Source organism: Paenibacillus sp. 1-18 (genome assembly GCF_000520755.1).
In the GTDB taxonomy this organism is placed as follows: domain Bacteria; phylum Bacillota; class Bacilli; order Paenibacillales; family Paenibacillaceae; genus Paenibacillus; species Paenibacillus brasilensis.
The window spans coordinates 22,429-35,946 of sequence record NZ_ASSB01000196.1; the positions used below are offsets into that span (position 1 = coordinate 22,429).

The 13,518-nt window shown below is 47.0% G+C and carries 14 protein-coding genes; 10 read left to right on the plus strand and 4 right to left on the minus strand.

Annotated elements, in window-relative coordinates:
- The first annotated feature begins 4 nt into the window (after positions 1-4).
- Positions 5-682 carry a potassium channel family protein gene (locus L693_RS0112010; RefSeq protein ID WP_025717448.1) on the plus strand — a complete coding sequence of 226 codons (678 nt, stop codon included), beginning with the start codon at positions 5-7 and terminating at the stop codon, positions 680-682.
- A gap of 5 nt (positions 683-687) precedes the next feature.
- On the opposite strand, the gene L693_RS0112015 is transcribed toward L693_RS0112010, so the two are convergent.
- A complete protein-coding gene (locus tag L693_RS0112015) occupies positions 688-1,593 on the minus strand; it encodes a LysR family transcriptional regulator (RefSeq protein ID WP_025717449.1) in 906 nt (301 codons plus the stop codon).
- 226 nt (positions 1,594-1,819) lie between these two features.
- On the opposite strand from L693_RS0112015, the gene L693_RS0112020 reads away from it, so the two are divergent.
- The 9 genes from L693_RS0112020 (at position 1,820) to L693_RS0112060 (ending at position 10,722) form a co-directional block, all read left to right on the plus strand.
- Positions 1,820-2,494 (plus strand): succinate dehydrogenase cytochrome b558 subunit, encoded by a 675-nt coding sequence (locus L693_RS0112020; protein ID WP_025717450.1) that lies wholly within the window; start codon positions 1,820-1,822, stop codon positions 2,492-2,494.
- Positions 2,495-2,601: 107 nt separating this feature from the next.
- Positions 2,602-4,347 carry a succinate dehydrogenase flavoprotein subunit gene (sdhA, locus tag L693_RS0112025; RefSeq protein ID WP_025717451.1) on the plus strand — a complete coding sequence of 582 codons (1,746 nt, stop codon included), beginning with the start codon at positions 2,602-2,604 and terminating at the stop codon, positions 4,345-4,347.
- Positions 4,348-4,368: 21 nt separating this feature from the next.
- A complete protein-coding gene (sdhB, locus tag L693_RS0112030) occupies positions 4,369-5,136 on the plus strand; it encodes a succinate dehydrogenase iron-sulfur subunit (RefSeq protein ID WP_025717452.1) in 768 nt (255 codons plus the stop codon).
- Positions 5,137-5,304: 168 nt separating this feature from the next.
- Positions 5,305-6,114, plus strand: a complete 810-nt coding sequence (locus L693_RS0112035; protein ID WP_025717453.1) for an aminoglycoside N(3)-acetyltransferase — start codon at positions 5,305-5,307, stop codon at positions 6,112-6,114.
- 66 nt (positions 6,115-6,180) lie between these two features.
- Positions 6,181-7,125: a metallophosphoesterase gene (locus L693_RS0112040; protein WP_025717454.1), complete on the plus strand. Its 945-nt coding sequence runs from the start codon at positions 6,181-6,183 to the stop codon at positions 7,123-7,125.
- 74 nt (positions 7,126-7,199) lie between these two features.
- A complete protein-coding gene (locus tag L693_RS0112045; RefSeq protein WP_025717455.1) occupies positions 7,200-7,940 on the plus strand; it encodes a metallophosphoesterase family protein in 741 nt (246 codons plus the stop codon).
- Between the two features lie 54 nt (positions 7,941-7,994).
- Positions 7,995-8,621, plus strand: coding sequence for a GNAT family N-acetyltransferase (locus L693_RS0112050; protein ID WP_025717456.1), 627 nt, complete (start codon positions 7,995-7,997; stop codon positions 8,619-8,621).
- A 518-nt stretch (positions 8,622-9,139) separates the two neighbouring features.
- On the plus strand, positions 9,140-9,874 hold the full coding sequence (locus L693_RS0112055) for a DeoR/GlpR family DNA-binding transcription regulator (RefSeq protein WP_049825143.1): 735 nt from the start codon (positions 9,140-9,142) through the stop codon (positions 9,872-9,874).
- Between the two features lie 38 nt (positions 9,875-9,912).
- Entirely contained in the window at positions 9,913-10,722 is an 810-nt protein-coding gene (locus tag L693_RS0112060; protein WP_025717458.1) for a Cof-type HAD-IIB family hydrolase, read from the plus strand.
- 128 nt (positions 10,723-10,850) lie between these two features.
- Here L693_RS0112060 and L693_RS0112065 read toward each other — a convergent pair whose 3' ends face one another.
- The 3 genes from L693_RS0112065 to L693_RS0112075 form a co-directional block, all read right to left on the minus strand.
- On the minus strand, positions 10,851-11,591 hold the full coding sequence (locus tag L693_RS0112065; protein WP_025717459.1) for a GTP pyrophosphokinase: 741 nt from the start codon (positions 11,589-11,591) through the stop codon (positions 10,851-10,853).
- A gap of 138 nt (positions 11,592-11,729) precedes the next feature.
- Positions 11,730-12,539, minus strand: coding sequence for a histidinol-phosphatase (locus tag L693_RS0112070; protein ID WP_025717460.1), 810 nt, complete (start codon positions 12,537-12,539; stop codon positions 11,730-11,732).
- 59 nt (positions 12,540-12,598) lie between these two features.
- Entirely contained in the window at positions 12,599-13,501 is a 903-nt protein-coding gene (locus tag L693_RS0112075; RefSeq protein WP_025717461.1) for a LysR family transcriptional regulator, read from the minus strand.
- Between the last annotated feature and the right edge of the window lie 17 nt (positions 13,502-13,518).

Genomic DNA, 13,518 nt, shown 5'->3' on the forward strand with positions numbered 1-13,518 from the left:
TAATATGAAAACGCAGCAGTTTGTAGTTATTGGCTTGGGACGATTTGGCTCAAGCCTGGCTTTGCAATTGGTGGACATGGGGTGCGAGGTACTTGGCATCGACCGGAACGAGGACGTTGTAGACAGTATGAGTGAGATGCTGACGCATACTGTCGTAGCCGATGCTACCGATGAGGATTCTTTGCGGTCACTGGGTATCCGTAATTTCGATTGCGGTATTGTTGCTATTGGAGATGACATTCAGGTAAGCATTCTGACCGCCATATTGCTGAAGGAGCTGGGTGTGAGAAAAGTCGTAGCGAAAGCTATATCTATTCTGCACGGACGGGCGTTGGAAAAGCTCGGTGTAGATCGCGTCATTTATCCTGAACGGGATATGGGAATACGGGTGGCCCACCAGCTGGTTACGCCTAATTTGCTCGACTATTTGGAGCTATCCAAAGAATACAGCATTGTGGAGCTCAATGTACCTGGATGTCTCAATGGTAAAACGTTATCAGAGCTGAATGCCCGTACCCGCTTTGGCTGCAGTATTGTAGCGCTTCATACGGCTAACGGTATTCTCATTGCACCAACGGCTATGGATCGGCTAAAAGCAGACGATATTATGGTCATCATCGGTTCCAATGACAATATCGCCCGCTTCGAGGATGAGGTCGTTAACGTCAATGAAGAAGGCTAGCCCTACTACACCATACGATAGCCTGCAAATGAGGCACGTGTCTCACTAATCCAGCTTCGCGCTGTCGAGCTGAGATCTGCCGTCTCCGAATAAATGAGAGAGGTCGTTCGGCGTGTCTCCTTCAAGTCGGGCAAGTACAGCGCAGTGAGTCCGTTATCCCGCAGCAGTTCGCTGCGCAAATAGGATTTGGGCAGCAACGCCGAAGCCTTACAGGTTGGAAGCAAGCGTACAATGGCCTCGAAGGAGTCGATTTCCATCCGGATATCGGGCATAATGCCGCTGCGCTGGAACAAGTCATCTGTCAAGCTGCGATACCAGGTTCCTTTGGAAAAAATAATCATCGGCAATCCTTGCAGGTCTTTCATTGAGACCGTTCCTGCTCTGGCTGTTAATTCATGTCCGATCGGAACGACCAGCTCCAAGTGATCGTCAAATAGCGGAATGCAACGCAGCCCGGCCTCATGAATGGCAGACCCGACAACCCCGGCGTCTGCTTTTTTGTCGCGTACAAAAGCGACGATTTCATGGGTTTTGCCTGTGAGCAGCTTCAGCTCGGTTTGGGGATGCTTGCTCATGAAAGCTTCAACGAGGGTGGGCAGCGTCGTTTGGAGTGTCGTGAGACTTGCACCCAGGGTGAGCATGCTCTGGGCTTCGTTCTTGTGCCGGGACAGCTTTTGCAAAAAGCGGAGCTGTCGTTGCCGCTGCTCCAGCGCGAAGGTATATACAAACCGTCCTGTAGACGTAATTTCGAGCCGTTTGCCCCTTCGATCAAAGAGCAGTACACCCAGTTCTTCCTCCAGCTTGGCGATTTTACGGGATAGGGCAGGCTGGGAGAGATTAAGCAGTTTGGAGGCTTTATTCAAGCTGGATTGCTCCACAATGACGGCAAAGGCGTTCAAATCCTCAAACATACCATCCACTTCCTCTCTATATGCAAAAAAGACATAATAATTAATACGTATATTGCAATTCCATTATAAGCCGAAAAGGAGTAACATAAAAGCGACACAAGATGTTCACACTTTAGTTTTTCCTTTTAAGGGGCACCTTGTTGGACATTTCCTGTCGGGATCTGTCATTTTATATGTTATATCACTATTGAAAACGCTATTATTAGGAGAAGGGAGCATTACCTAGATGAGAGGATTTTATTCCAGAAAGCTGCATTCACTTCTTGGCGTCATTCCGCTGGCTCTTTTTTTTGTTGAGCATTTGGTGACGAACTTCACTGCAGTGGAGGGCGGGAAGGAAGGGTTCAACCGCAGCGTGGCCTTCCTGAATGGTTTGCCACTGGTGATTGTGCTTGAAACATTATTCATTTACTTGCCATTGCTATTCCACGGAATTTATGGCTTGTATATCGCTTACCAGGCTGATCCGAATGTCAAAAATTTTGGCTATTCGCGCAACTGGCGCTTTCTGTTCCAGCGTATTTCCGGCGTTATTACGTTCGTGTTCATTATCTGGCACGTGTTTGACACGCGCATCCAGGTGGCACTGGGCAATGTAACACATGAGGAACTGGGCGGTGTAATGTATGGCATTGTAACGAACCCGGTTTATTTTATTTTGTATTTAATCAGCGTTGTGTCGGCATCCTTTCACTTTGCTAACGGACTGTGGGCATTTATGGTCAGTTGGGGGATCACAGTGGGACCGCGTGCGCAAAAGGTATCCTCCTATATTTGCATGACCCTGTTCGTGGTGGTGTCTATCGGTTTCATCGCTTCCCTGTTGGCATTCCGCAGCGCGGAATTCCAGGAAACGGCCACCGCTTTGGTGCAATGCAGCGCTATTCAACAGCTACTGTAAAAAACGAATTCACATGATATATCATTTGCATTACATCGTTTGCAGATGCTATTTCCAATCGTAAGAGAGGATTTGGCTAAAATCCTGAAAAAAAGGAGTGAGCAGAAATGGCAGCATCCAACATTATTGTCGTGGGCGGCGGTCTGGCGGGTCTGATGGCTACGATCAAGGCGGCAGAGGCAGGGGTTCACGTTCATTTATTTTCTTTGGTTCCGGTAAAAAGATCCCACTCCGTTTGTGCTCAAGGCGGCATCAACGGGGCAGTGAATACCAAGGGCGAGGGAGACTCACCCTGGATTCATTTTGATGATTCGGTCTATGGCGGGGATTTTCTGGCCAACCAGCCCCCGGTAAAAGCAATGTGTGAAGCGGCTCCAGGGATTATCCATCTCATGGACCGTATGGGTGTCATGTTTAACCGGACACCGGAAGGATTGCTGGATTTTCGTCGCTTTGGCGGTACTCAGCATCATCGGACAGCCTTTGCTGGAGCAACGACCGGCCAGCAGCTTCTGTATGCTTTGGATGAGCAAGTTCGGCGCTGGGAATCCGAGGGCTTGGTGACCAAATATGAAAACTGGGAGTTTTTACAGGCGGTACTGGATGATGAAGGGATCTGTCGAGGTATTTGTGCGCAGGATTTACGCACGATGGAAGTGAAAACTTTTGCGGCGGATGCCGTTATTTTGGCATCGGGTGGTCCCGGCATTATTTTCGGCAAAACCACGAATTCCGTGATTAATACCGGCACGGCTGCCGGTGCGGTGTATCAGCAGGGTGTACGCTATGCGAATGGTGAATTTATCCAGATTCATCCGACGGCTATACCGGGTGATGACAAGCTGCGTCTGATGTCTGAGTCGGCACGGGGAGAGGGTGGCCGTATTTGGACGTACAAAGACGGCAAGCCGTGGTATTTCCTCGAGGAAAAGTATCCGGCTTATGGAAATCTGGTTCCACGCGATATTGCGACACGTGAAATATTCAGCGTATGCGTCGATGAAGGGCTCGGCATTAATGGCGAGAATATGGTATATCTCGATTTGTCCCACAAGGACCCGAAAGAGCTGGACGTGAAGCTGGGCGGTATTATTGAAATTTATGAAAAATTCGTCGGTGACGATCCGCGTAAAATCCCGATGAAAATTTTCCCGGCTGTGCATTATTCAATGGGCGGCATGTGGGTCGATTACAATCAGATGACGAATATACCGGGGCTGTTTGCCGCTGGAGAATGTGAATTCCAATATCACGGAGCGAACCGTTTGGGCGCAAATTCGTTGTTGTCAGCTATTTACGGCGGGATGGTGGCTGGACCGAAGGCTGTGGAATACATTAAGAGCATCAAAAAGTCCGCACAGGATGTAGCTTCCTCCGTGTTCGATGCGGCGGTAAAACAGCAGTCGGAGAAGTACGAGCGTATTTTGCATATGAACGGGAAAGAAAATGCCTATGTGCTTCATAAAGAGCTGGGTGAGTGGATGACGAACAATATGACGGTGGTTCGTTATAACGACAAGCTGGAAGCTACAATCCAAAAGATCAAAGAGCTGAAGGAGCGTTATGCCAACATTAACATCAATGATGCTTCACGCTGGAACAATGCGGGTGCGGCGTTTACACGCCAGCTGTGGAATATGATGGAGCTGGCTGAAGCGATGACCAAGGGGGCGCTGCTGCGCAACGAAAGCCGTGGTGCTCACTACAAGCCGGACTTCCCAGATCGTAACGATGAGGAGTTCCTGAAAACGACCATTGCGGAATGGACACCGGAAGGACCACAAATTTCGTATGAACCGGTTGACGTCTCACTGATCAAGCCGCGTATTCGGGATTATTCCAAGAACAAATAAATAGAAGGGAGTGTATTTTAGATGTCGGAGCAAGCAGTGAAATCGAATAAAACAGTGAAGTTCGTTGTGACCCGTCAGAATGATCCTAACTCCAATTCCTATACGGAAGAATTCGAATTACCTTATCGCCCGGGCATGAATGTGATTAGCGCACTGATGGAAATTCAGCGCAACCCGGTAGACAGCCATGGCAAAGAGACCGCCCCGGTATGTTGGGAGTCGAACTGTCTGGAGGAAGTATGCGGAGCCTGCTCTATGGTAATTAACGGCAAGCCGCGTCAGGCCTGTGCCGCGCTTGTAGATAAGCTGGAGCAGCCGATTACGATTGCGCCGATGAGCACATTCCCGGTTGTGCGGGATTTGGTCATCGACCGCAGCCGGATGTTTAACGCACTCAAGAAGGTCAAAGCATGGATTCCGATTGACGGCACCTACGATCTGGGCCCTGGCCCTAGAATGCCGGAGAAAAAGCGTCAATGGGCGTATGAGCTGTCCAAGTGCATGACCTGCGGAGTTTGCCTGGAGGCTTGCCCGAATGTCAACGAGAAGACAACGTTCATTGGACCTGCGGCGATATCTCAGGTTCGCCTGTTTAACAGCCACCCGACAGGGGAAATGAATCAGGAGGAGCGGCTGGATGCATTGATGACAGACGATGGGCTGGAGGGCTGTGGTAATTCACAAAACTGCGTACGTTCTTGCCCGAAAGGCATTCCATTGACAACCTCCATTGCTGAAATGAACAAGCAAACGACAAAACATATGTTCAAGCGTTGGCTGACTGTATAGCCCGACCAGTAATATGTCATTCAAATCAAAACAGGCTTTTTCCCATCGGAGAAAGCCTGTTTTTGTGTTCATAAGAGATGGAGGGAGCATGAGGGAGGAGAGTAGTATAGCACTTATGGTATAATTATGGTATTGTGTATCGTTTTTGGAGAAATGGAGGCTGGACAGGTGACTGTGCAAATGATAACGAATCGACCCGTTACCAGGTCGGATGTAATGAAAGGATTAAAGGAGCTGGGGGTTCGCAGCGGTATGACGCTGCTTGTTCATTCGTCGATGCGCAGCTTCGGACGCTTTGTTCCAGGCGGGGCCTCCGCCATTCTTGCGGCATTGACGGAAGCGATTGGCCCGGAAGGAACGCTGGTCATGCCGACACAGTCTCATGACTTGACTGATCCGTCGACCTGGATGAACCCGCCTTTGGATGAGTCATGGTGGGAACTTGTACGCGAGGAAATGCCCGCTTATGATCCGACTTGGACGCTGACCGGGGGCATGGGGGTCATTGTAGAAACGTTCCGCGGTCTACCGGGAACAGAGCGTAGCGGGCATCCGCATGTTTCCTTGGCGGCGCGTGGACCTGCAGCTTCGGAATTACTGGCAGATCACCAGCTCGACTATGGACTGGGTGAGCATTCGCCGCTGGCGAAGCTGTACGAGGCAGATGCCTACGTGCTGCTCCTGGGCTGCGGACATGACAGCAATACGTCTTTGCATTTGGCGGAATATCGAGCAACGTACAACGGACGTGAAAAAATCACCCATCAAGCCCCCATAATAGTGGATGGAGCCAAAGTGTGGGTCACTTATGAGGATTATAATATTACCTCCGATGATTTCGAGCAGCTGGGATATGATTTTGAACGGGATTGTCCTAAGTGCTTTACACGGGTCAACATCGGAGAGGCTTCATGCTTTTTTGCAAGGCAACGCGATTTGGTAGATTATGGGGAACAGTGGTTGTCCACCAATCGTTAAAGCTTCCGAGGGAGTGAAAAGTTCTGAATAATAAGCTAGAGGAATAGATAGCAAGGGGGCACGCATATGGAGAAGACGCCGCAAACCCGCCGCGAGAGTCAGGATGATCCTTGCAAAGAGGCCGCAATCCCTCCCGGTTCTTCGCGGCGCTCCACTTCTAATGAGCCAGCCAATCCTTCGCGCCGCCGTTTTTTGAAAAAAGCGGCTTTAGCCACAGCGGGAACCGCACTTTTGGCTGGAGGATACGCTTCCTTATGGGAGCCTAATCATTTGGAAATTACACGCTTCACCTTGTCTCTGCCCCGTCTACCGGCTGCTTTTGACGGTATCAGAGTTGTACATTTCAGTGATGTGCACTTGGGCTTTCATATGGATGAGCAGGACCTGCGCGAGCTTGCTGACCGGATTGCCGGACTGGAGCCGGATTTGCTCTGTTTTACAGGCGATATTGTGGATGATTATGCGATATCCATGAAGGCTGCTGTTCCGATTATGGCTTCCATGCACGCCACTCTTGGCAAATTCGCTATTTTGGGCAATCATGATTATAGAGGCTTACCAGCCGGAGTACAGGAATTATACCCGAAGACTGGATTTACGTTGCTGCGAAACGATCATGTGATTGTGGAACGCGCTGGACAGCGTGTGGCAATGGTGGGTTTAGAGGATAGCATTATGGGAAAACCTAATCCGCGGCGTGCCGTTCATGGACTTCCTGATGAGATGTGCAAGCTGTTGCTGATGCATGAGCCGGATTATGCGGACGTGGCGGCCCGAATGTCCTTTGATCTTCAACTGTCGGGGCATACGCATGGAGGACAGGTGCGTTTGCCTGTCATCGGAGCACCAATGCCGCCTCCGGGTGGACGCAAGTACATCCAGGGATTATTTCATGTAGGAGCAAGCAGGATGCCTCTTTATGTCAGCAGGGGGATTGGTATGACACATCTGCCGATTCGTGTGCTGTGCAGACCGGAGCTGAGTGTCATTACGCTAAAATCTGGTCAATAGACTGGAACTACATAAAGAAGGTTTGAATGTAGTGTAGAAGATGTAGCTGTTTCGGACAAAGGAGTGAGATTCAGATGGAGCGTATTGCTGTCATTTCAGATATTCATGGCAATTGGCCTGCCTGTGAGGCGGTACTGGAGGATATTGCTTCCCGAGGTATTAGCCGTGTATTTTGTTTGGGGGATCTGATCGGCAAAGGGCCTAGCCCGTGCGAGGTTCTGGATGCAGTCCGTCAGCATTGTGAAATTGTCGTGCGGGGGAATTGGGATGAGCTGGTCAGCATTACCGATGATCTCAATTTTAGCTGGCAAGCCGAGCGCTTGGGTAAAGAGCGGGTACAGTATCTGGCACAGTTACCGTTTCACTATGATTTCGGGATGAGCGGTCATCGTATCCGTCTGGTGCATGCTTCGCCCCAAAGTGTGTATCACCGCGTACAGCCTTGGGATGAGCCGGAAAAAAGATTAGCTATGTTTGATCCGTTGGCTGAGGAGAATGAAAAGGACGCTTTTGCTCCGGATGTGGTGGGTTATGGAGATGTACACAATGCCTTTATCCAGCATTTTCAGGGGAAGACGCTATTTAATGTCGGAAGCGTCGGGAATCCGCTGGATGTCACTCAGGCTTCGTACTGTATTCTGGAAGGAAATCTGGGAGAAGAGCAAGCTACTCCTTTTTCCATTCAGTTTGTACGCGTACCTTACGATATAGAACTGGCGGTAAAACAAGCGGAGGAAGCAGATGTCCCTTCTCTGTCGTATTATATTCGTGAGTTGCGCACAGGCATTTACCGGGGAATTCAGGATCTGGATTAAGTGTGAAAAACGCTCATTCCAACAAGCCAATCTATCTCCGCAGGAGGGATCATTGTGCTGACTAAAGAAATGCTTCGTTTGGGGCTGCCGGAGCTTTACACCCACCGTGTCCGATTACGCCAGCTAAGAGCGGAGGATTATCCTGCATTGGAGCGAATGCTGTCCGATCCTTTAGTAATCCGATACGTAAATCGGATTCGCAAGCCCGTCTACGTACGAATGCGGCGTCTGGTTGCCCAGATCAAAGTAGCTGGGGATTCTCTGGATTCCCTGCACTTTGCGGTGGAATGGCATAGAGGAGATACACGCGCAGATAACGGAGTGGATGCATCAGATGATACCGAGATAGCCAAGGGATTTCCCTCTTCACAGCTGCTCGGTATCGCTTCGTTTCAGCAGTGGAATGAGGGTACGGGTGAGGCGAAGCTAGGCTATATTTTAGATCGTCCATTTTGGGGACAGGGACTGGCTACAGAGATCGTGGAAGTGATGCTGAAATTTGGTTTCGAATCTTTGAAGCTCAGGCGAATTGAAGGTCGTTGCCAAGAGGATAACCAGGCTTCCGTGCGTGTGCTGGTCAAAAATAAGCTGCGTTTGCTCCGCAGCATTCGTTCCTATGATCCTTCAGGAGAGGTACCGAGTGTATTGGTGTTCTCGATTACCCAAGGGGATTATGCGTAGAAATGGAAGAGGAATATTTTGTTACAAAGATGAAATATAACTGCAAAACAACTCTAACACAGGACGGGTACAATACAGACATGACCCCCTTTTGAATAATATATGTTGCTGAGACCCGAAGCTTCGGGTCCTCTTTTTTTGTGTTTTTATTGCCCTACCTGCCATCAGAGGCGCTTCCTATGATTCATAGGAACGGTTCAAGCTGGTTACCAATTCTGGAAGCCATTCATGTAGGGATATAAACGAATACCCCTCTGACTGTGCTTTGGTCGTATCCATGTGTACCACGATTGCTCAATACCGAATGGAGTCAGTACCAGTATTTTTCCCGTTCCTGAATCACTCCTTATGGGCTTGTTTTTATTATAAAGAGAAGACGAAATCTTGGCTGCAAAGGATATGAGGCAATAAATATTATGTTATCTACAAAAAAATGCTTAATATCGCTTAACAAATCGTGCAATAATGCTTATAATTGATGTATGGAGGTGATACTTATTTATCAAGAAGAACGGTTAGTGAAAATTCTTGAAAGGCTTCAGGAAGAAAAAATGATTTCGAATCAGGAAATATGCGATATGCTCGGTATTTCCAGAGACACTGCGCGGCGGGATTTCATTAAATTAGTGGATGAAGGTACCGCGATACGAACTCATGGAGGTATTGCTCTACCCCAGTTGAAGGACAAAATAAAAGCATATAAGGAAAGAGTTGATGCTTCTTCTGAAGATAAATATGAAATTGGAAAAATAGCTGCCTCTTATATCAACAAAGGCGACCTTTGCTTTCTGGACGTCTCAACGACAGTAAAATTTCTTTGTGATCATCTCAATACAATCTCTACAGTGTATACGCATTCCCTTGATAATGCAGAAGCTCTATCTAACAACAATAAGGTCGATATATGCCTGTTAGGTGGAAAGTTTAATCATGAAAATCGCTTTTTTTTCGATGTTCATGTGGCATCTCAGTTAAATGATATTTACTTTGATAAAGTTTTTCTGGGTGCAGCTGGTATTTTAAAGGATGGCATCTATTTTTCAAATCTTGAAGACGCGGTCATCAAAGATGTAGTAGCAAAACGATCGAAAGAGGTTATTCTGTTGGCGGATTCACGGAAATTTAATCAAATCAGTTCCTATAAGGGGATTGATTTTAGTGATATTGACATGATCATTACAAATGAAAAGCCACCAGATAGCTTTAGAAAGATTTTTGAGGAGAATAACATTGAGATCAGGCTTATTAAATGAAGGGAAGACAGTCAAAGATTATTTCGAGGGGGGCTAATATGACAAAGATAAAAGCAGTTTTCAGTGACATAGACGGGACTTTAATTAATTCAAATCATGTTATAACCGAGAAGACCAAGCTTGCAGTCCAAAAAGCAACAAACCTGGGTATTCCATTTGTCCTTGTTTCTGCCAGAATGCCAAGTGGAATCTTGCCACTCCAAAAAGAATTGGAAATCAATTCACCCATTATTTGCTACAGTGGTTCCCTGGTAATAGACTGTAGAAGTAATACAACTATTCTCAGCAAAAGCTTGCCCCAAGAGAATGTTATTGGTATTTATGAGGTTGTAAAAAGCAAATTCTCCAACATTCAAATTAACATCTACAGCCATGATCAATGGGTTGTTGAAAATCCGCAAGACGAATGGGTTGTTCAAGAGCAAGATATCACAGGGGCTCAGCCTACTCAGGCCAACCTTAAAACCTTCATAAACGAAAACCCTCAAGTGCATAAAATTCTCTGTATGGGCCCGGCTGAACAAATCGAACAGCTTGAGGAAGTATTAAAGAAAGACAACACTGCTCTAACCATCTACAAATCAAAAGACACGTATCTGGAAATTATGTCTGGAGATGCATCCAAATCTAAAGCAATTCAGCAGATCATCAGCCATTATAATCTAAAGAAGGAAGAAATTATGGCAATCGGCGATAATTTCAATGATATTGATATGCTGAAATTTGCAGGGCTGGGCATCGCAATGGGAAATGCGCCTGACGAAGTTAAAAAGTATGCAAACCAAGTGACATCCAGCAATGATGAAGAAGGATTAAGTTTGAGTTTAGTGGAGAACGTTATCAGTTAAAGGCGTTCGCCTTTGCAATGGGATTCTACCCTTAAAGGGCTTATACAATCCAGAGAATCCCGTTGCAACAGCGATCATAAGAAGCATAAGTTCAAATTAATTCTCCCGCGCTGAATCACCGCATGACCTTATTCCCCGAGAAGTTTCAAGAAATTGGCTGGCACCGTAATTTGCTGATTATTAATCATAATCCTCCGAAGCTCTTCTATGGAGTCTTCTTCACCTCTCGCGTCTTTAATCTCCTTGATTTCACGATGCAGCCGTTCCATTTGAAGATCAAGCGCATTCGCAGAATCTGCCGCATTCTTTAATTCACGTGTCAGACTTTCCGGAACAGACTGGTTATATTTATAAAAGATTTTATGCTCCAGACTTGCCCAGAAATCCATCGCAATCGTCCGGATTTGCACCTCTACACAGACTAGCTCTTGACAGTCCGACATAAATACAGGGACTTGGACCAGCAAATGCAGACTCTGATAGCCGTTTGGTTTGGGATTCTTGATGTAATCCTTGATTTCCAGTACCTTCAAGTCATTTTGTCTCTGAAGCATGTTGCTGACATCATAAATGTCAGAAATAAAAGAACAGGTAATACGCAGTCCGGCGATATCCTTAATATGATTTTTGACAGCATCGAGGGAAAGTTCGCTATTTTTCCGAAGCATTTTATTCATAATGCTCTCAGGAGATTTAAGTCGTGATTTGGTATGCTCAATAGGGCTATAATCGTGCAGGGCCTGAAATTCCTGTTTTAATATTTCAATCTTGGTTTCCATTTCATCGAGTGCGAATTTATAGATCAGCATAAAACGCGTGATGTCATGCTTTAGCTTTTTGAGCTTGTCCATTGGATCTTCTAAATACATATGTAATTCTCCTCACACATAGATGTCATTATCTTACCAAGCGTTCGCTTTGCAACGGAACTCTTGCCTTTTATAAGGAAAGGATGCAGACCGGCAATGCCGTTGCAACAGCGTTCGTATGGTCAGCTTAAAGCACCATTAAAGTGCCACCGAAATTTTACGTTTTTCTTTGAAATAAACCCATTCGCGGAAACCGATGTCCTTCAGCATCGCCTTCACTTCATCCCAATCCTCGCCTACACGCGAAGGCTTATGGGCATCTGAACCAAAAGTGACCTCTACGCCAAAATGATGCGCTCTTTCTAAAATAGATGCGGATGGGTACCATCCGCCACTCAGCTTGGTTTTACCCGAGGTGTTAATTTCAATGGCCACGCCGGACTCCGCAATCACCCGCAAGGTTTCATCAATCGCCTCATCGGCAGGAATGTCCGAAAAGGCCGGGAAATTCCCCTTCATCGCGTCAATATGACCGAGAATTTGAAACATGCCGCTACGTGCAGACTCCTGAATAAGTGAATAGTAGGCTTGCTTGACCTCGATTTTGCGAGCGTCACTTAATTTTTTCCAACGGCTACGGTTAAAAATACTGTCCCCTTCAACGCTGTGGACCGACCCAATGAGGTAATCAAACGGATAAGGGGCCAGCGTGGAACGATACAGCTCCGCATAATCAGGAAAATAATCGGTTTCCAATCCAAGCAAGACGTCAATGCGGCCTTCGTATTCCCTTTTAAGCTGTTGCACCTCTTCTACATACTCGGCCAGCTGCGATTTTGCCATATAAATTTTCGGAAAAGCCTGGTCTTGTTCGCTGCCCAGGAAAGGGGAGTGGTCCGAAATACCAATCGCTTGCAAGCCTGACTGAATGCCAGCTTCGATATAATCCCGAATGTTGCCGTCTGCATGACCGCAGCGGAAATGATGGGTGTGCAGATCAAATTTCATAACCTGTCTTCCTTTCGTAATCAAGGTTTATATTTCTATGGTGTTCATAGCGAATTACGTTATTCAGAACTGGTAAAATTCGTTTCCGGCATCCCCTTCAGATCACTTAAAAATTGCTGCATGGCTGAGTTTAGATATCGGCCGGATTTATAAATCACTCCTACCGGGTGACTAACCTCCAATTCGGGAATATGGATCATTTTTAATGAGCCTGCACGCAGCTCGGAAGTGACCGACAATCTGGAGATAATGGCAGCACCCAAATTAATTTCGACCATTCGTTTGACTTCCTCACTGCTCGACAACTCGATTACAACGTGAGGCACAATCTGGTGTTTTTTAAATACATCATCCACGAATTTCCTTCCTACCGTATCTGGTGAGAGCAGAATAAGCGGAATTTCCCGAAGGGCTTCAATGGTAGCGTGCGGTTGGGAGGCCAGTGGATGAGTAGGAGACACGACAAGCTCAAAGGAATCATAATACAGAATTGAAGTGCTCAAATTCGGATTACGTTCGATCAGATAGCCGATACCCACATCAATTAATCCGTTCTCTACCTGCTGATAGATCATAGAGGAGGCCATAGATTGAATGGAGGTTTTGATGAGCGGGAACTGATCCTGAAAGTAGGAAAGCACGCGCGGTAAAATTTGAATGGCGATGGATGTGGTCGTACCCAGTGCAATATGGCCCTGCGGCGTTTCATTTAGATCGTACAATTTCTGCCGTAATTCCTCGACAACCTCTAGTATCCGCTCGGCGTGCTCCAAAAAAACAGTTCCCCGGTCGGTCAGGGTGACGGGCTGGTTGCGGTCGATCAGAATGGTTTTGAATTCGTCCTCAAGGCTTTTGATCTGGGCAGACACCGCGGGCTGCGTCAAATTGAGAAGTTCTCCGGCTTTTCGGAAGCTCATAGTTTTGGAAATCATGATAAGTGTTTCAAGTTGACTGATGTTCATGAAGTTCCTCCTCTTTT